This is a genomic window from Microbacterium sp. NPDC019599 (genome assembly GCF_040632175.1).
Taxonomy (GTDB): Bacteria; Actinomycetota; Actinomycetes; order Actinomycetales; family Microbacteriaceae; genus Microbacterium.
Window position 1 is genome coordinate 267,190 of record NZ_JBEYBL010000001.1, and the last position, 17,472, is coordinate 284,661.

Here is a 17,472-nt window from a genome sequence, read left to right on the forward strand (position 1 = left end):
CAGAAATGCGAAAGACAACCATCGCCCGCATCATCGTGATCACCGCGATCGCCGCGGGAGCGCTCGGACTGACCGCGTGCCAGACGGGCGCCCAGCCCTCCGTCCAGCCCATCTCGGTGCCGCAGCGGGGACCCGTCGATCAGAGTCGCATCGAGGAGTACGCCGGCCGGCCCGCCGACCGGGTCGCCGAAGACATCGAGCGCCGCATCCGCGAAGGGCAGCTTCCTTCGTCGGCCTGCCGGCGGCACGCGGTGGTCGAGCACCCCGACGGCAGCTACCACCTCGTCTGCACGGTTCCGGCCACCGAGTGAGTGCGCTGCCGGTCGGATGCTTCGGCGCCGGGTGAATGCAAGACCATCAATGGCCGTTCACCCGGCGCTCCTCTGTGCAGCGCGTCACGCGGCGAGGAAGGGCCCGGTTCGGAAGTCGTCGGCGTCGAGGATCGTGACGGTCGACTCGCCGACCTCGACGAAGGCGCCCGGCAGGTCGCTGAGCGGTTCGGACACCACGACGCGCGCCTTCGCCCCGAACCGTCGCAGGCGGTCGTTGTGCGGATACGTCTCGTGCAGCGTCGACATGTCGGCGGAGTGGAACAGCGTGCGCGAGCGCCCCGCCGTCGAGTAGCGGAAGGCCCAGAGCGTCGCACCGTCCGACACGGCGAACGTCCCCTGGACGCTGTCGCGGATGCCGTGGCTGTCGGCGACCTCCTCGACGCGGCGGATGGCGCGACCGAGGCCCCGCACGGGATCCTCCTGCAGCCCGAACGTGAGCGCGAGGTGGAAGAGCACCTCGGAGTCCGTCGTGCCGCGGATGTGCGGGAAGAGCTCGGGGTCCACCGCGAGCATGAGGTCGCGACGCAGGCGTGAGAAGTGCGCGAGGCCGCCGTTGTGCATGAAGAGCCAGTGCCCGTAGCGGAACGGGTGGCAGTTGGTCTGCTGGATCGGGGGGCCGGCGGCAGCCCGCACGTGCGCGAGGAACAGCGGGCTCTCGATCGCCTGCGTCAGCTCGCGCAGGTTCTCGTCGTGCCACGCCGGCTCGATGCTGTGGAAGAGCGCGGGCGGCGCGCCGGGAGCGGCATCCTTCCCGTACCAGCCGACACCGAACCCGTCGCCGTTCACCGTCTCGAACCCGAGCGGCGAGTTGAGCGACTGCGCGACGAGCGAGTGCTTGGTCTCGAGGATCAGTGTGGACGGCTGGAGCGGCTCTCCCGCGTACGCGAGCCAGCGGCACATGCGATCACCCCCGTGTCGCGGCGCCGGCCGTGGCGCCGTGCAAGCCGAGGCTAGCCGTCGCGAGGGCCTCCGTCATCCCGTCGGACGGCGCCACTACGCTGGATGCGTGACTCCCGGACGCGACGACGACGCCCTGAGCTGGGACGGAGACGACGACCCGACGCTCGACGTCGGCAAGACCTCGTCCGTTCCCGACGCTCACGCAGAGGACACGGATGCCGCGACCACGGTGCTGCCCGACGGCTACACCGCGGTCGGCAAGGGCAGCGACCTCGTGGGCCCGCCGACGGTGGAAGAGCCGCGTGCCGTGACCTGGGCCGAGCCGCCGCGGCAGCAGCTCGGGAACGCGGCGCTCATCGGCATCGGCATCCTCGCGGGCGTCTATCTCCTCCTCACGATCGGCTGGCTGCTCGGGGCGGCCCGCCTGCAGCTCGTCGCGTCGCTGTTCCTCGAGCCGGCCGCCTTCCAGATCACGCTGTGGCTCGCCGTGCTCGCGCTGCCGCTGTGGTTCGTCACCGTCTTCTGGCTCACTCGGGGGACGCGATCGTGGATCCGCTTCACGCTCCTCGTCGCGGGGGCGGTCCTGCTCATCCCCTGGCCCTTCGTCCTGGCAGGAGCCGCGCTGTGACCGCCGTCGACTCCTCCGCACGCAAGCCCAGCCTCCCGGTCTGGCTCATCGTCACGATCGCCGGCGTCTTCGCACTGCTCTATGCCTACGTCGTCTGGACGGCACTGGGCTTCCTCACCCAGCAGGCCTCGGGTGTGGAGGGGCTGAGCGGCTACGGCTGGTTCGTCCTGCTGCTGCCGGTCGTCTTCCCGCTCGTCGTGTTCGGCGTCGCGTTCGCGATCGGCTGGCGGCGCAGCGCGGGGCAGTTCGCGATCGTCCTCTTGACGGGTCTTGCGCTCATCGCGGCGTTCTGGCTGAACATCTTCGCGTACGCGGCCGCCTCCAGCGCGCTGTACGGCTGACGGCCGTCATACGGTCGGGCCGCACGGCGCGGTGGCGGTAGGCTGGCACCGCCCGCCCCGTTGATGTGTGGCGCGCGTCCCACCGCCTCTGCCGTCGTGCACCGCCCCGAAGGTCTTTCGCCGTGTCCAAGCCTGTCGTCCTGATCGCAGAAGAACTCTCACCCGCCACGATCGACGCCCTCGGGCCCGACTTCGACGTGCGCAACGTCGACGGGACCGATCGCCCCGCGCTCCTGGCAGCCCTCGCCGAGGCGCACGCCGTGCTCATCCGCTCGGCGACCCAGATCGACGCCGAGGCCCTCGCCGCGGCCCCCGCTCTCAAGGTCGTCGCGCGCGCCGGCGTCGGACTCGACAACGTCGACATCAAGTCGGCGACCGCCGCGGGCGTCATGGTCGTGAACGCGCCGACCTCCAACGTCATCTCGGCCGCCGAGCTCACCGTGGGGCACATCCTGAGCCTCGCCCGTCACATCCCCGCCGCCCACGCGTCGCTGGCGGGCGGCGCCTGGAAGCGCAGCTCGTTCACCGGCACGGAGCTCTTCGAGAAGACCGTCGGCATCTTCGGCCTCGGCCGTATCGGCGCCCTCGTCGCTGAGCGTCTGCGCGCGTTCGGCGTGCGCGTCGTCGGCTACGACCCCTACGTCACGCCGGCTCGCGCCCAGCAGCTGGGCGTCGAGCTGCTCTCGTTCGACGACGTGCTCGTGCAGAGCGACTTCGTCACGGTGCACATGCCGAAGACGCCCGAGACGACGGGCATGATCGGCGAAGCACAGCTGAAGATGATGAAGAAGACGGCGTACGTCGTCAACGTCGCGCGCGGCGGCCTCATCGACGAGGAGGCGCTGCTCGCGGCCCTCGCGTCGGGCGAGATCGCCGGCGCCGGCCTGGACGTCTTCACCGCCGAGCCGCCGAAGCCCGACTCCGCCGCAGCGCGCCTGGTGGCGCTCTCCAACGTCGTGAGCACTCCGCACCTCGGCGCGAGCACCGAGGAGGCGCAGGAGAAGGCCGGCGTCTCGGTCGCCCGCTCCGTCAAGCTCGCTCTCGAGGGCGATCTCGTCCCCGACGCCGTGAACGTCGCGGGCGGTGTCATCGATCCGTTCGTGCGCCCCGGCATCGCCCTCGTCGAGATGCTCGGCCAGTTCTTCACGGGTCTTTCGCACTCGGCCCTCACGAGCCTCGACATCGAGGTGCGCGGCGAGCTCGCGGCCTACGACGTGAGCGTCTACAAGCTGGCCGCGCTCAAGGGCATCTTCACGAACATCGTGAGCGAGAACGTGTCCTACGTGAACGCGCCGCTGTTCGCCGAGCAGCGGGGCATCGAGACCCGGCTCATCGTCGAGGCCGAGAGCCCGCTCTACCGCAACATCACGATCCTGCGCGGCACGCTGGCCGACGGCACGGTGCTCACCGTCGCCGGCACGCTCGCCGGCACGCGCATGGTGCCCAAGGTCGTCGGCATCAACGGCTACGAGATCGAGGTTCCCCTCGAGCGCTACCACGTCGTGATGCGCTATGCCGACCGGCCGGGCATCGTCGCGATCTACGGCAAGGAACTCGGCGACGCGAACATCAACATCGGCGGCCTGCAGGTCGCTCACCCGGACGCCACGGGACGCGCGCTCTCGGTGCTGACGGTCGACTCGCCCGTGCCGGACGACATCCTCGCCCAGATGCGCAAGGCCGTCGGCGCGGACCTCTTCCAGCAGATCGAGATCGCCGAGGTCTGACTAGCGTCGTCGAGGTGCCACAACTTGTGGCATTTCGACGTCGGGAGGCCAGAACTTCTGGCATCTGGGCGAGCGCGACCCTGCGCGGGCGTGGGATGCCCTGCCCCGCGTCGGAGCGGTCGGTCCGATCAGCCGCGCGCCGCGGCCTCCACGAGCGCGACCAGCCGGTCCAGATCCTCTCCCTTGGGCACCGCGCCCTGGATGACACCGCCCTCGAGCGCGTTGTTGAAGTAGAGCCCGTCGCTCACGAGCATCACGAGATCGAGGGCCGCGGCATCCTTCGTGTGCGGTCGCAGGGCCTCCTGCCACTGCGTCCGCATGTCGCGCAGGGCCGACGTCGCCGCGGCGCTGCCGCCCTGGGCGAGGCGTGACACGGCGATGATCGCGCGGTCCAGTGCGTCGTCGTCCATGACCGACGTGCGCAGGAAGTAGGCGACGGGCCCCTCGGGAGCGGCCGCCATGTCGGTGATGTCCTGCTCCACAAGAAGCCTCAGACGCTCGAGGAGACCCGCCTCGAGCGCGTCCTTCGACGCGAAGTGGTAGAGCAGCCCGCCCTTGGACACTCCGGCGGCGCGAGCCGTGGCATCCATCGTCGCGGCGCGCTCACCGCTCGAGATGAGCGTCGCTTCGAACGCGTCGAGCACGCTCTCGCGGGCGCGGGGAGGGCGGCTCATGGCTCGATCGTATCCGCCGCACGGCCTGGCGCGGGGAGCGCGCATCGTGATACTGTACCGGCTGGACGGTTTAGAAATGATGACACTCACACAGGAACTCCGCATCGCCGACGAGCGCGCCACCAAGGTCGGTGTGCGCGGCTGGGCGGCGCTCGTCGTGCTCATGCTCCCGGTGCTGCTCGTCTCGGTCGACAACACCGTGCTGAGCTTCGCGCTGCCGCAGATCGCCCTGGACCTCGAGCCGAGCGGCGCCGAGCAGCTCTGGATCATCGACGCCTACCCGCTGGTCCTCGCGAGCCTCCTCGTCACGATGGGCACGCTGGGGGACCGGTTCGGACGGCGACGGATGCTGCTCATCGGCGCGACCGGATTCGCCGTCGTGTCGGCACTCGCGGCGTTCGCCCCGACCGCCGCGCTCCTGATCGCCGCGCGCGCCGCCATGGGCGTGTTCGGCGCCATGCTCATGCCCTCGACGCTGTCGCTCCTGCGCAGCATCTTCACGGACCGCGACCAGCGCCGGCTCGCGATCGCGATCTGGGCCTCGATGTTCTCGGCGGGCTCGGCGCTCGGACCCATCGTCGGCGGCATCCTCCTCGCCCACTTCGCGTGGGGCTCGGTCTTCCTCATGGCCGTCCCCGTGCTCGTTCCGCTGCTCGTGCTCGCGCCGCTCCTCGTCCCCGAGAGCCGCGACCCGAATCCCGGCCGCATCGACCCCGTCAGCATCGCGCTGTCGCTCGGCACGATGGTCCCGATCGTCTACGGCATCAAGGAGCTCGCGGTGCACGGCCTCAGTGCCACCATCGCGGTGCTCTTCGGGGTCGGCCTGGGATTCGGCATCCTGTTCGTCCGTCGCCAGCTGCGCGCCGAGACGCCCATGCTCGACATGCGGCTCTTCCGCCGCGGCACGTTCACCGGCGCCCTGCTCGTCAACCTTCTGAGCGTCGTCGCGCTCGTCGGGTTCCTCTTCTTCGTGGCGCAGCATCTGCAGCTCATCGTCGGGCTGAGCCCGCTCGAGGCGGGCCTGGCCCTCGTGCCGGGGCTCGCCGCGATGATCGTCGCTGGGCTCGTCGTCGTCCCGATCTCGAAGCGGTTCTCGGCGCGCGTCGTCGTACCCGGCGCCCTCGTCCTGTCGATCGTCGGCTACCTCGTCGTGGCTGTGACGGCCGGATCGGGCAGCACGGGTGCCATCATCGCGGCCTTCGTGTCGCTCGGCATCGGCATCGGCATGGCCGAGACCGTCTCGAACGAGCTCATACTCTCGAGCGCCCCGCCCGAGAAGGCGGGAGCGGCCAGCGCCGTGTCCGAGACGGCCTACGAGCTGGGCGCCGTCCTCGGCACCGCCGTGCTCGGCGGCCTCCTGACAGCCCTGTACCGCGCGCAGCTCGCCCTGCCTGCAGGGCTGCCGGCCGACGCCGCACATGCCTCGCGCGAGACGCTCGCCGGCGCGATGCACACCGCCGACAGCCTGGGCGGCGCTCTCGGCCAGGCTGTCCGGGATGCCGCGGCCCACGCATTCGACTCGGGCGTCACGGTGACGGCCCTCATCGGCGCCGTCCTCGTCGCGATCGCGGCGGTCGTCGCGGCCACTACCCTGGGAAGGTCCCGCACCGCGCCCGCAGAGCACTGATCGGCGTGCGCGCCCCCAGTAAGGAGAGCAATGTCGCGCGTCGTGAAGCTCGCTGTCATCCCGGGTGACGGCATCGGTCCCGAGGTCATCGCCGAAGCGGAGAAGGTCCTGGATGCCTCGACCGCAGGCAGCGGCATCCGCTTCGAGAAGACCCCGTTCTCTCTCGGAGCCGCGCGCTTCCTCGAGACCGGCGACACGCTGACGGATGCCGACCTCGAGGCGATCAAGGGGCACGACGCGATCCTGCTCGGCGCCGTCGGGGGAGTGCCCGGCGACCCGCGCCTCAAGGACGCCAACATCGAGCGCGGGCTGCTGCTGAAGCTCCGCTTCGAGCTCGACCACTATGTGAACCTCCGTCCCTCGAAGCTCTATCCGGGTGCGCCCGGCCCGCTCGCGGAGCCCGGCGACATCGATTTCGTCGTCGTGCGCGAGGGGACGGAGGGCCCCTACGTCGGCAACGGCGGGTCGATCCGCAAGGGCACGCCGCACGAGGTCGCGAACGAGACGTCCGTGAACACCGCGTTCGGCGTCGAGCGGGTCGTCCGCTACGCGTTCGACCTCGCCGAGCGTCGCGGCAAGAAGCTGACGCTCGTGCACAAGACCAACGTCCTGGTGCACGCGGGAGGCATCTGGAAGCGCGTCGTCGACGAAGTGGCGGGGGAGCACCCCGAGGTCGCCGTAGACTACATCCACGTCGACGCGGCCACGATCTACCTGGTCACCAACCCCGGTCGCTTCGACGTGATCGTCACCGACAACCTCTTCGGCGACATCCTCACGGACCTGGCAGGCGCCGTCACCGGTGGCATCGGCCTCGCCGCTTCGGGCAACATCAACCCTGACGGCGCGTTCCCCTCGATGTTCGAGCCCGTGCACGGTTCGGCGCCCGACATCGCGGGACAGCAGAAGGCCGACCCCACGGCCGCCATCCTGTCCATCGCCCTCCTGCTCGACCACCTCGGGCTGCGGGACGAAGCCGGCCGCGTGACCCGCGCGGTCGAGGACGACATCGCCGCACGCGGAGCCTCGGCCCGCACCACCGCGCAGGTCGGCGACGCGATAGCCGACCGGCTCCAGGCATAGGTCGCGCGGCTCCAGGCGTAACCTGGAAGCCGCGCCGACGTCGCCGCAGCCAGACCTCAGTCAGGACACGAAATGACCCTCATCGACACCGACACCGAACTCGCCCCGCTCGAGTTCGCCGTCACGAAGAACCTCGCCGCCAAGTCTCCCGCGCAGCGCGAGGAGATCCTCGCGGACCCGGGCTTCGGCACGAGCTTCACCGACCACATGGTCGACATCTGCTGGTCGACGCGCGGGGGCTGGCACCGTCCGCGAGTCTCGCCCTACGGCCCCATCACGCTCGACCCCGCCGCGGCGGTCCTGCACTACGGTCAGGAGATCTTCGAGGGCATCAAGGCGTACCGTCACGCGGACGGCTCGATCCACACCTTCCGGCCCGACCAGAACGCCCGCCGCCTTCAGCGCTCGGCGCGCCGCCTCGCGCTCCCCGAGCTTCCGGTCGCGTACTTCCTGCAGTCGCTGCGCGAGCTCATCGCCGTCGACGGCGACTGGGTGCCCTCGGGGGCCGACCAGAGCCTGTACCTGCGCCCCTTCATGTTCGCCAAAGAGGCGTTCCTCGGCGTGCGCCCCGCGCACAAGGTCGCGTACTACCTCATCGCCTCGCCTGCCGGTGCCTACTTCAAGGGCGGCGCCAAGCCGGTCTCAATCTGGCTCAGCGAGGACTACGCGCGCGCCGGCAAGGGCGGCACGGGTGCAGCCAAGACGGGCGGCAACTACGCCGCGAGCCTCCTGCCGCAGTCCGAGGCGTACGAGAACGACTGCGACCAGGTCGTCTTCCTCGACCAGGACCGCAACGTCGAGGAGCTCGGCGGCATGAACGTCGTCTTCGTCTTCAAGGACGGCACGCTCGTGACCCCGCAGTCCGAGTCGATCCTGGAGGGCATCACGCGCGACTCGATCCTCCAGCTCGCCGAGGACCGCGGCCACAAGGTGGAGCGCCGGGCCGTCGCCTTCGACGAGTGGCGCAGGGGCGTGGCCTCCGGCGACATCGTCGAGGTCTTCGCGTGCGGCACGGCCGCCGTGGTGACGCCGATCGGCGCGCTCAAGGGCCGCGACTTCTTCGACGAGCAGCCCTCCGGGACGCTCGCCCTCGAGCTGCGCGAAGAGCTCACCGACATCCAGTACGGCCGTCGCGAGGACAAGCACGGCTGGCTCGTCCGCCTGGACGCCTGACCTCGCCCTGACCGGGTCTTTCGGGGGACGGATGCTGCGGCATCCGTCCCCCTTTCTTGGTGCTCGCGCGCGTGCTGAGCCTCGTTCGCGAACGCTCGCGCGTGGATAGGCTGAGCGGATGAGAGTCGCCCGCTTCAGCCACCAGGACGCCATCAGGTACGGGATCGTCGACGAGGGGGAGCTGGTCGTCCTCGCCGGGGACCCGATGTTCGCGGGCTACGACACGACGGGGGAGCGGGTGCCGCTGGGCGACGTCGCGCTCCTGGCGCCCGTCATCCCGCGCTCGAAGGTCGTGTGCGTCGGCCGCAACTACCGCGATCACGCGGCGGAGCTGGGCAACGAGGTACCCGCCGCCCCCATGCTGTTCTTCAAGCCGAACACGTCGGTCGTCGGCCCGGGCGATGCCGTCGTGCTGCCCAAGCACTCGGACTTCATCAGCTTCGAGGGCGAGCTCGCCGCGGTGATCGGGCGGATCGCGAAGAACGTCTCGGCGGAGAACGCACTCGACTACGTCTTCGGCTGCACGATCGCCAACGACCTGACCGCACGGGACTGGCAGAAGTCCGACGGGCAGTGGGCGCGCGCGAAGGGGTTCGACACGTCGTGCCCGCTCGGGCCGGCGATCGAGACGGAGTTCGACGTCACCGGATCGGCAGTCATCACGACCCGCCTCAACGGCGAGGTCCGTCAGCAGGGTCCGATCAGCGACATGATCTTCCCGCTCGCCGAGATCATCGAGTTCGCCTCGGCCGCCTTCACGCTGCTGCCCGGCGATGTGATCCTCACGGGCACGCCGGCCGGCGTGGGCCAGATCGTCGCCGGCGACACCGTCGAGGTCGAGATCACCGGTCTCGGCACCCTGCGCAACACCGCGCGCGCCGCGTAGAGGCACCCCTTGGACGGTCGGGAATCGGATGCTGCGGCTCTGACCGCAGACGACCTGCGCCGTGTCCAGCGGCGCACCGTGTGGATCCTCTCCGCGGGACAGGTGCTCGGCGGGCTCGCCTTCGGCGCGACGCTGTCGCTCGGCGCGGTCCTCGCGGCGCAACTGTCGGGGAACGACTCCTTCTCGGGTCTCGCCGCCGCGGCGGTGACCCTCGGCACGGCCGTCTTCGCCATCCCGCTCGCGGCGCTCGCGCGGCGCTCGGGCCGGCGGCTGTCGCTCACGGCGGGGATGGCGATCGCCCTCATCGGCGTCGTGCTGGTCGTCACGGCGGTCGTGATCGAGTCGTTCCCGCTGCTGCTCGCAGCCTTCCTCATCATCGGGGCGGGGCAGTCGGCGAATCTGCAGTCCCGCTTCGCCGCGACCGACCTGGCCACCGACGCCTCGCGTGGCCGAGATCTCTCGATCGTCGTGTGGGCCACGACGATCGGCGCCGTGCTCGGGCCGAACCTCACGGGTCCCGGTGAGGCGGTCGGCGCGGCGCTCGGGATGCCGCCTCTGACCGGCCCGTACGTCTTCACGATCGTCGCGCAGGTGCTGGGCATCGCCCTCTACCTCGTCGCTCTTCGGCCCGATCCGCTGCTGACCGCCCAGCACGCGGTCGCGCAGGAGGCGAGCGCCCGCACTTCGAACGCGATCGCGAAGGCCGATCAGCCCGTCGTCGCCCGCTACGCGATCTTCGCCGTCGCGGCCGCGCACGGCGTCATGGTCTCGGTCATGGCGATGACGCCTGTGCATCTGCTGCATCACGGCGCCGACCTCACGATCATCGGGCTCACGATCAGCCTGCACGTGCTCGGGATGTTCGCGTTCTCGCCCGTGTTCGGCATCCTGTCCGACCGCGTGGGGAGGGTCCAGACGATCCTCATCGGCCAGGGACTCCTCGTCGCGGCGCTGCTGACGGCATCGTTCGGGCAGGACTCGACGTTCGCCGTGACGGTCGGTCTCATGCTCCTCGGGCTCGGGTGGAGCGCGTCGACCGTGGCAGGATCGGCGCTGCTCACCGAGGCGTCGTCCGAGGCGATGCGCACGCGCCGCCAGGGGCTCAGCGACTTCGTCATGAGCATCGTCGCCGCGGCCGGGGCGATCCTGGCCGGCGTAGTGCTGGGCTGGATCGGCTACGGCGGGCTCGCACTCGTCGTGGGGATCGCCGTCATCGCGGTCGTCGGGCTCGCGCCGCTCGGGCGCACACCCGCGCCCGCCGTCGAGCGCGGCTGACTGCGGGTCAGCGCGAGGCTGCGCGCCGCGAGGTCGACGCGCAGGCGTCTTGGGCTCAGCGCCCGAGGCTGCGCGCCGCGAGGTCGACGCGCAGGCGTCTTGGGCTCAGCGCCCGAGGCTGCGCGCCGCGAGGTCGACGTCGAGGAGGTCGTTGAAGATGTGGAAGGCGACGCGGGCGCGCCCCGCGCGACCGGAGGCGACGACTCCCGCCGCGGTGAGCCGCGCGAGGTCGCCCCCGTCCGGGTCTTCCCATGTGACGATGGCGCTGTCGCGCACAGGGGAGTGGAGCCCGAGCCGCGTGCGGAAGGCCGCCGCCAGACCGGCTGCGTGCGTGTAGAGCTCAGCCGGATGGAGCGACGCGTACAGCGCAAGGACGGGCTCCGCGCCGACGAAGGCCTGCCACGCGGGGGAGAGGTCGAAGCGGCTCGCGTCGGATGCCAGTTCGACCTCGGTGCCGTAGCACGACGCCCAGGGGTCGGCTCCCGCGTACCAGCCGGCGTGCAGAGGAGGGATGCTGGCCGCGAATTCGCGTGAGATCGCGAGGAACGCGACGCCGCGCGGCGCGCAGAGCCACTTGTACGCGTGGCAGACGAGCGCGTCGAACCGGCCGGCGTCGACGGGAAGCCAGCCGACGGCCTGCGTCGCGTCGCAGAAGGTCCGCGCTCCGGCGCCGCGGGCGGCTTCGAGGATGGCATCGACGTCGGCGACCTCGCCGGTCGCCGACTGCACGAGCGAGAAGGCGACGAGCGAGGTGCGCGGAGTGATCGCGCCGGCGAGATCTGTGAGCGGGACGGCCCGCACACGCAGGTCGCGGCCGGCGTGGACGAACGGCAGGAGCACCGACGAGAAATCACCCTGCGGGACGAGGACCTCGCCGCCGGTCGGCACGGAGGCTGCGATGAGCGCCGCGAATCCCGAGACCTGCGATCCGATCGCGACCCGCTCGGCGTCCACGCCGACCAGCCGGGCGAAATGGCGGCGCGAGAGCTCGACGGCCGCGGTGTACGAAGCCGGGTCGGGGCGTCCCGCGAGGGACGCGTCGAGATCGGCGACGATCGCCGCGCGGGACGCGAGGGAGGGCAGACCGACGGTGCACGCGGCGAGGTAGCCGCGACCGCCGGGGAACTGGTCGCGTGCCACGTCGATGTGCCGCGCGCTCTCGGTGACGATCGTCATGCTTCGAGTCTGCGCGTTTCCGATCTCATTCGTCCACGACAGGTGTCTCATGCATTCCATGACGCACCGTTATGCTTCATCCATGACCGATTGGCCTCCCGGAGAAGGTGAGCTCGACGTCCAGTCGCTGCGCGTTGTCAAGGCGATCGCGGACGAGGGCTCGATCACGGCCGCGGCCCGCGCCCTCGGCTACAGCCAGCCCGCCGTGAGCCAGCAGCTCCGGCGCCTCGAGGCGCGACTGGGCGTGCCGCTCGTCGAGCGCGTCGGCCGATCCGTGCGGCTGACGGAGGCGGGCCGAGTGCTCGCGCGGCACGCTCCCGCCGTCACGACGGCTCTGGATGCTGCCGCCGGCGAGCTCGCGGAGCTCCGAGGTCTGCGCGCCGGCCGTGTGCGCCTCGTCGGGTTCCCCTCGGCATCCCCGACTCTCGTACCGCGGCTCCTCGCCCTGCTGGGGGAGCGGCATCCCGGGGTCTCCGTGACGTACCTCGAAGCCGAGCCGCCCGAAGCCGTGGCGGCGGTTCGTGAGGATCGCGCCGACATCGCGCTCACCTTCAGCTATCCCGGCGACCGCGACGATCCGCACCGGTCGAGCGCCAGCGGGCTCTCGGTCCGGTCCGTCGGCGCCGACGACCTCCTCGTCGTGCTGCGGGCCGGCCACGCCGCGGCCGACGGCGATCTCGTGGACGTCTCTCTGCTCGCGGACGAGGACTGGATCGCCGGCTGTCCGCGGTGCCGCGGGCACCTCCTCGAGCTGTGCGGCCGATCGGGCTTCGAGCCGCGCATCGCGTTCGAGACCGACAACTTCGTCGCGGTCGAGAGCCTCGTGGCCCAGGGGATCGGCGTCGCGACGCTGCCGCGGCTCGCTGTTGAGTCGTTCCCGCAGCTCCCGGGCGTCGTGACGAGGCCGCTGCCGTCGAGCGAGCGCCGCACGCTGCACCTCGTGACCGCGCACGGCGCCGAGCGGGTCCCGTCGGTGCGCACGGTACTGGAGGCTCTCGCTCGGGTGCTCGCGGGCCCGGAGGGGACAGCATCCCGCAACTAGACTGGACCGGATGTCTGCCGCACCCGATCCTCGCACCACGACCGCAGCCGGCGCCGATGTGCGCGTCCGCTTCTGCCCCTCGCCGACCGGTCTGCCGCACGTCGGCATGGTCCGCACGGCGCTCTACAACTGGGCGTACGCGCGCCACACGGGCGGCAAGCTCGTGTTCCGGGTCGAGGACACCGACGCCGCACGCGACAGCGAGGAGAGCTACCGCCAGCTCGTCGACGCCCTGACGTGGCTCGAGATCGACTGGGACGAGGGCGTCGAGAAGGGCGGGCCGCACGAGCCCTACCGCCAGTCGCAGCGCCTCGACATCTACGCCGGCGTGCTCGAGCAGCTGATCGCGGCGGGCGCCGTCTACGAGAGCTACTCGACGGCGGAGGAGATCGACGCCCGGAATGAGGCCAACGGGCGCGCCAAGCAACTCGGCTACGACAACTTCGACCGGGATCTGACCGACGAGCAGAAGGCCGCCTTCCGTGCCGAGGGCCGAGAGCCCGCCTGGCGCGTCCGCGTCCCCGACGAGGACCTCACCTACATCGACCTGATCCGCGGCGAGGTGACCTTCCCCGCGGGCTCGTTCCCCGACTTCGTCGTCGTGCGCGCCGGCGGCCAGCCGCTCTACACGTTCACCAACCCTGTCGACGATGCGCTCATGGGCATCACGCACGTCATCCGCGGCGAGGACCTCATGCCGTCGACGGCGCGCCAGCTCGCCCTGTATGCGGCGCTCATCGACGCGGGCGTGACGCCGTTCGTGCCGCGCTTCGGCCACATGCCGCTCGTGCTCGGCGAGACCGGCACGAAGAAGCTCTCCAAGCGAGACCCGCAGGCCGACCTGTTCCTGCACCGCGAGCGCGGCTTCATCCACGAGGGCCTGCTCAACTACCTCGCCCTGCTGGGCTGGTCGATCGGTCCCGACCGCGACCTCTTCTCGCTGGAGGAGTTCATCGCCGCCTTCGACATCGTCGACGTCAATCCGAACCCCGCCCGCTTCGATCAGAAGAAGGCCGAGTCGATCAACGGCGACCACATCCGGATGCTGGAGCCCGCCGACTTCGCCGCGCGCATCGTGCCGTACCTTGCGGCGGCCGGTCTGGTCAGCGTGCCGCCCACGGCCGAGCAGCAGGCGATCATCGACGCGGCGGCTCCGCTCGTGCAGGAGCGCGTTCAGCTGCTCGGCGACGTCCCCGGGCTCCTCGGCTTCCTCTTCGCGGACGAGGTCGCACACGAGGCCGATGCGCTCGCGTCGCTCCCCGCGAACACGAGCGAGGTGCTCGTCGCGTCCGTCTCGGCGCTTCAGCTTGTCCCCGAGTCCGAGTTCACGACGGCCGCCGTCCAGGAGGCGCTGTCGTCCGCGCTCATCGAGGGTCTCGGACTCAAGCCCCGCGTCGCCTACGGCCCGCTGCGTGTCGCCGTGAGCGGGCGTCGCGTGTCGCCGCCGCTCTTCGAGTCGATGGAGCTTCTCGGCAAGCCCGAGACCCTCCGTCGCCTCGGGGCTCTCGTGACGCGCCCGGCGTGACGCGCCCGGCGTGACGCGCGAGGCGTGACGCGCCCGGCGTGACGGTCCGGTGAGGCCCGCCCGGCGTGACGCGCCCGGCCTGACCCCTCGGTTTGGCCGAGGGTCGAGCGTCGGCTAAGCTTGATCCTCGGCACCGGTTCCGGTCGGACGCCTTGGGGTATGGTGTAATTGGCAACACGGCTGATTCTGGTTCAGTTGTTCTTGGTTCGAGTCCAGGTACCCCAGCCACACGAAAACCCCCGCTGAGCGGGGGTTTTCGGCGTTCCCGGCACCACCCTGGCGCCGGGGTGGGGAACCCACTAACGTGGGCACCGGTCGCGGCGCAGAGGCCGCGGAGTCGGGGTGCTCGATGGCTGAAGTCGTGGTCGTGGATTCCAAGTCGGCCGCCGGCGCGCTGATCGCCGACGAGATCGCCGCGCTGATCCGGCGTCAGCCGGATGTGGTGCTGGGACTGGCGACGGGTTCGACGCCCACTCCCGTTTACGAGGCGCTTCCCTCGCGCCTGGAGGGCGTCGACGTCTCCCGCGTGCGGGGATTCGCGCTGGACGAGTACGTGGGGCTCGACCCGGGGCATCCCGAGACCTATCGGAACGTCATCACGCGCGAGGTGGTCGAGCCGCTCGGTCTCAACCCCGACCTGATTCACACTCCGAACGGCGACCCCGCGGGCATCGAGCACGCCGGGGACGATTACGAGGCGGCGATCCTCGCCGCCGGCGGCGTGGAGCTGCAGATCCTCGGCATCGGCACGGGCGGGCATATCGGATTCAACGAGCCGGGGTCCTCGTTCGCGTCGCAGACCCGCGTGAAGACGCTTACGGCCCAGACTCGGAGCGACAACGCGCGCTTCTTCGATTCGATCGACCAGGTGCCGATGCACTGCATCACCCAGGGACTCGGCACGATCCTGCGCGCCCGGCATCTGGTGCTGCTCGCATTCGGGGAGGGCAAGGCCGACGCGGTCGCCGGCGCAGTCGAGGGCCCCATCACGTCGTCGCTTCCCGGTTCGGCGATCCAGCTGCATCCGCACGCGACCGTCGTCGTCGACGAAGCCGCGGCGTCGAAGCTGGAGAACCTCGACTACTACCGGTACGCCTACGACAACAAGCCGGATTGGCAGGGGCTGTAAGCCCCACTTTTCAAGGAGGAGAAGAGCATGAAGTTCCTTCAACGACTCGGCAGGTCGATCATGCTGCCGGTCGCCGTGTTGCCGGTCGCGGCCATCCTGTCCGGCATCAGCTACTGGATCAGCCAGGGCGGCACCAATCCCAATGTGGCCTCGGCGTTCCTCGGAGCCGCCGGTGGCTCTCTGCTCGACAACATGGCGCTGCTGTTCGCCGTCGGCATCGCCCTCGGCATGGCGCGCAAGGGCGACGGCACATCGGCCCTGGCGGGACTCGTGTCGTGGCTCGTCGTGACGACGATGCTCAAGCCCGAGACCGTCGCGCTCTACACCGGCGTCGCCGACGTCAACGAAGTCGACCCGGCCTTCCTCAAAGTGCAGAACGTCTTCGTCGGCATCATCTGCGGTCTGATCGGCGCCTTCTGCTACAACCGGTTCAAGGACACCAAGCTGCCGGACGCGCTTTCGTTCTTCTCAGGCAAGCGTTCCGTCGCCATCGTCACTGCCGCCTTCTCGCTCGTCGTCGCCATCGTGCTCTACTTCGTCTGGCCCTGGGTGTACGGCGGCCTCGTCGTGTTCGGTGAGTGGATCGTCACACTCGGCCCCTTCGGCACCGGCATCTACGGCTTCCTGAACAGACTGCTGATTCCCGTCGGCTTGCACCACGCGCTCAACTCGGTGTTCTGGTTCGACGTCGCGGGCATCAACGACCTCAACAACTTCCTGTCGGGTGAGGGCACCTACGGGGTCACGGGCCAGTACATGACCGGATTCTTCCCGATCATGATGTTCGGTCTTCCGGGCGCTGCCCTCGCGATGTACCTCACCGCCAAGACGACGCGCAAGAAGCTCGCGTACGGCGTCCTCTTCGCCGGCGCGATCTCGTCGTTCTTCGTCGGCGTGACCGAGCCGCTCGAGTTCGCGTTCATGTTCCTCGCACCGGCCCTGTATCTCGTGCACGCCCTGTTCACGGGCATCTCGATGGCGATCAGCCAGATCCTTCCGGTGCGCATGGGCTTCGGCTTCTCGGCCGGCTTCGTCGACCTCGTCCTCAACTGGATGAACCCGATGGCGCAGAACCCCTGGCTGATCCCCGTCATGGGCGTCTTCTGGTTCTTCGTCTACTTCGGCGTCTTCTACTTCTTCATCAAGCGGTTCAACCTCAAGACCCCGGGACGCGAAGACGACGACATCCTGGCCGAGGGCACGGAGTTCGACACCCACTCGAAGGACGACGCCTACAACCTGACCGCGGTGCGCTTCATCGATGCGCTCGGCGGCAAGGAGAACATCACCGAGCTCGACAACTGTGCGACCAGGCTGCGGATGGAGATAGCGGACGTCTCGCAGGTCGACGAAGTCGCGCTCAAGCGCGCCGGCGCCGCCGGCACGATGAAGGCGGGCGGCCACTCCGTGCAGGTGGTCTATGGCTTGAACGTCCAGTTCGTGAAGGACGCGATGGAACGTGTGATGTCGGGCGAGGTCGAAATGCCCGCCGCGGCACCGGAGCCCGCGCCCGTTGCAGAGACGGCGACGGCGACCATGACCCGGACCACGCTCCGGCTCCGTCAGCCGCTCGAAGGGACGGTCGTGCCGCTGAGCGCGGTCCCGGACCCGACGTTCGCCGAGGAGATCATGGGCCCCGGACTCGCGATCGAGCCCACGGGGAAGACCGTCGTGGCACCCGCCGACGGCACCATCGGGGCCACCTTCGAGACGAGCCATGCCGTCGCGCTCGAGCTCGAGGACGGGACGGAGCTGCTCATCCACGTCGGGATCGACACGGTCCAGATGAAGGGCGACGGATTCCGGACGCTCGTCGAGAAGGGCGCCCGTGTCACGACGGGCACCCCGCTGCTGGAGTTCGACCTCGCGAAGATCGCGGCAGCCGGACATCCGGCGATCACCCCGGTCGTCGTGCTGAACAACGAGAACGCCCAGATCGAATTCTCGGAGTGAC

At 70.1% G+C, this 17,472-nt stretch carries 16 protein-coding genes and 1 tRNA gene; 14 read left to right on the plus strand and 3 right to left on the minus strand.

What is annotated here, in order from left to right:
- Nucleotides 1-5 precede the first annotated feature (5 nt).
- The gene (locus ABZ477_RS01245; protein WP_360126630.1) at nt 6-311 is read left to right on the plus strand and encodes a hypothetical protein; all 306 of its coding nucleotides are present in this window, start codon (nt 6-8) and stop codon (nt 309-311) included.
- 84 nt (nt 312-395) lie between these two features.
- Here ABZ477_RS01245 and ABZ477_RS01250 read toward each other — a convergent pair whose 3' ends face one another.
- Entirely contained in the window at nt 396-1,232 is an 837-nt protein-coding gene (locus ABZ477_RS01250; RefSeq protein WP_360126633.1) for a class II glutamine amidotransferase, read from the minus strand.
- A gap of 106 nt (nt 1,233-1,338) precedes the next feature.
- On the opposite strand from ABZ477_RS01250, the gene ABZ477_RS01255 reads away from it, so the two are divergent.
- From ABZ477_RS01255 to serA, 3 genes are all read left to right on the plus strand, one after another.
- Nucleotides 1,339-1,860, plus strand: a complete 522-nt coding sequence (locus tag ABZ477_RS01255; RefSeq protein ID WP_360126636.1) for a DNA polymerase III subunit gamma/tau — start codon at nt 1,339-1,341, stop codon at nt 1,858-1,860.
- On the plus strand, nt 1,857-2,201 hold the full coding sequence (locus ABZ477_RS01260) for a bacitracin resistance protein (RefSeq protein WP_360126639.1): 345 nt from the start codon (nt 1,857-1,859) through the stop codon (nt 2,199-2,201). The genes ABZ477_RS01255 and ABZ477_RS01260 overlap by 4 nt, the downstream gene beginning before the upstream one ends.
- A 122-nt stretch (nt 2,202-2,323) precedes the next feature.
- A complete protein-coding gene (gene serA / locus ABZ477_RS01265) occupies nt 2,324-3,928 on the plus strand; it encodes a phosphoglycerate dehydrogenase (protein ID WP_360126642.1) in 1,605 nt (534 codons plus the stop codon).
- 128 nt (nt 3,929-4,056) lie between these two features.
- Here the strand turns inward: serA and ABZ477_RS01270 are convergent, their stop codons facing one another.
- On the minus strand, nt 4,057-4,602 hold the full coding sequence (locus tag ABZ477_RS01270; RefSeq protein ID WP_360126645.1) for a TetR/AcrR family transcriptional regulator: 546 nt from the start codon (nt 4,600-4,602) through the stop codon (nt 4,057-4,059).
- A gap of 76 nt (nt 4,603-4,678) precedes the next feature.
- Between ABZ477_RS01270 and ABZ477_RS01275 the strand changes: the two genes are divergently transcribed.
- From ABZ477_RS01275 to ABZ477_RS01295, 5 genes are all read left to right on the plus strand, one after another.
- A complete protein-coding gene (locus tag ABZ477_RS01275) occupies nt 4,679-6,229 on the plus strand; it encodes an MFS transporter (protein ID WP_360126648.1) in 1,551 nt (516 codons plus the stop codon).
- A 30-nt stretch (nt 6,230-6,259) separates the two neighbouring features.
- Nucleotides 6,260-7,312 (plus strand): 3-isopropylmalate dehydrogenase, encoded by a 1,053-nt coding sequence (locus ABZ477_RS01280; protein ID WP_360126651.1) that lies wholly within the window; start codon nt 6,260-6,262, stop codon nt 7,310-7,312.
- 72 nt (nt 7,313-7,384) lie between these two features.
- Nucleotides 7,385-8,485 (plus strand): branched-chain amino acid aminotransferase, encoded by a 1,101-nt coding sequence (locus tag ABZ477_RS01285; protein WP_360126654.1) that lies wholly within the window; start codon nt 7,385-7,387, stop codon nt 8,483-8,485.
- Between the two features lie 118 nt (nt 8,486-8,603).
- Entirely contained in the window at nt 8,604-9,371 is a 768-nt protein-coding gene (locus ABZ477_RS01290) for a fumarylacetoacetate hydrolase family protein (protein ID WP_360126656.1), read from the plus strand.
- 9 nt (nt 9,372-9,380) lie between these two features.
- Nucleotides 9,381-10,646 (plus strand): MFS transporter, encoded by a 1,266-nt coding sequence (locus ABZ477_RS01295; protein WP_360126659.1) that lies wholly within the window; start codon nt 9,381-9,383, stop codon nt 10,644-10,646.
- 105 nt (nt 10,647-10,751) lie between these two features.
- Here the strand turns inward: ABZ477_RS01295 and ABZ477_RS01300 are convergent, their stop codons facing one another.
- Nucleotides 10,752-11,822, minus strand: a complete 1,071-nt coding sequence (locus ABZ477_RS01300) for an aminotransferase class V-fold PLP-dependent enzyme (RefSeq protein ID WP_360126662.1) — start codon at nt 11,820-11,822, stop codon at nt 10,752-10,754.
- An 82-nt stretch (nt 11,823-11,904) separates the two neighbouring features.
- Between ABZ477_RS01300 and ABZ477_RS01305 the strand changes: the two genes are divergently transcribed.
- The 5 genes from ABZ477_RS01305 (at nt 11,905) to nagE (ending at nt 17,471) form a co-directional block, all read left to right on the plus strand.
- Nucleotides 11,905-12,864: a LysR substrate-binding domain-containing protein gene (locus ABZ477_RS01305; protein WP_360126665.1), complete on the plus strand. Its 960-nt coding sequence runs from the start codon at nt 11,905-11,907 to the stop codon at nt 12,862-12,864.
- Between the two features lie 10 nt (nt 12,865-12,874).
- A complete protein-coding gene (gltX, locus tag ABZ477_RS01310; protein WP_360126668.1) occupies nt 12,875-14,389 on the plus strand; it encodes a glutamate--tRNA ligase in 1,515 nt (504 codons plus the stop codon).
- A 153-nt stretch (nt 14,390-14,542) separates the two neighbouring features.
- Nucleotides 14,543-14,617, plus strand: a tRNA-Gln gene (locus ABZ477_RS01315).
- A 121-nt stretch (nt 14,618-14,738) separates the two neighbouring features.
- Entirely contained in the window at nt 14,739-15,518 is a 780-nt protein-coding gene (locus ABZ477_RS01320; RefSeq protein ID WP_360126671.1) for a glucosamine-6-phosphate deaminase, read from the plus strand.
- Between the two features lie 27 nt (nt 15,519-15,545).
- Nucleotides 15,546-17,471, plus strand: a complete 1,926-nt coding sequence (gene nagE, locus ABZ477_RS01325) for an N-acetylglucosamine-specific PTS transporter subunit IIBC (RefSeq protein WP_360126674.1) — start codon at nt 15,546-15,548, stop codon at nt 17,469-17,471.
- The last annotated feature ends 1 nt before the right edge of the window (nt 17,472 follow it).

Excerpts from the sequence above, each read along its gene's own strand:
- ABZ477_RS01320 (WP_360126671.1), top strand. The coding sequence starts at position 14,739 with ATGGCTGAAGTCGTGGTCGTGGATTCCAAGTCGGCCGCCGGCGCGCTG.
- ABZ477_RS01305 (WP_360126665.1), top strand. The coding sequence starts at position 11,905 with ATGACCGATTGGCCTCCCGGAGAAGGTGAGCTCGACGTCCAGTCGCTG.
- ABZ477_RS01290 (WP_360126656.1), top strand. The coding sequence starts at position 8,604 with ATGAGAGTCGCCCGCTTCAGCCACCAGGACGCCATCAGGTACGGGATC.
- ABZ477_RS01245 (WP_360126630.1), top strand. The coding sequence starts at position 6 with ATGCGAAAGACAACCATCGCCCGCATCATCGTGATCACCGCGATCGCC.
- ABZ477_RS01270 (WP_360126645.1), bottom strand. The coding sequence starts at position 4,602 with ATGAGCCGCCCTCCCCGCGCCCGCGAGAGCGTGCTCGACGCGTTCGAA.
- ABZ477_RS01275 (WP_360126648.1), top strand. The coding sequence starts at position 4,679 with ATGATGACACTCACACAGGAACTCCGCATCGCCGACGAGCGCGCCACC.
- ABZ477_RS01300 (WP_360126662.1), bottom strand. The coding sequence starts at position 11,822 with ATGACGATCGTCACCGAGAGCGCGCGGCACATCGACGTGGCACGCGAC.
- nagE (WP_360126674.1), top strand. The coding sequence starts at position 15,546 with ATGAAGTTCCTTCAACGACTCGGCAGGTCGATCATGCTGCCGGTCGCC.
- ABZ477_RS01280 (WP_360126651.1), top strand. The coding sequence starts at position 6,260 with ATGTCGCGCGTCGTGAAGCTCGCTGTCATCCCGGGTGACGGCATCGGT.
- ABZ477_RS01285 (WP_360126654.1), top strand. The coding sequence starts at position 7,385 with ATGACCCTCATCGACACCGACACCGAACTCGCCCCGCTCGAGTTCGCC.
- gltX (WP_360126668.1), top strand. The coding sequence starts at position 12,875 with ATGTCTGCCGCACCCGATCCTCGCACCACGACCGCAGCCGGCGCCGAT.
- ABZ477_RS01250 (WP_360126633.1), bottom strand. The coding sequence starts at position 1,232 with ATGTGCCGCTGGCTCGCGTACGCGGGAGAGCCGCTCCAGCCGTCCACA.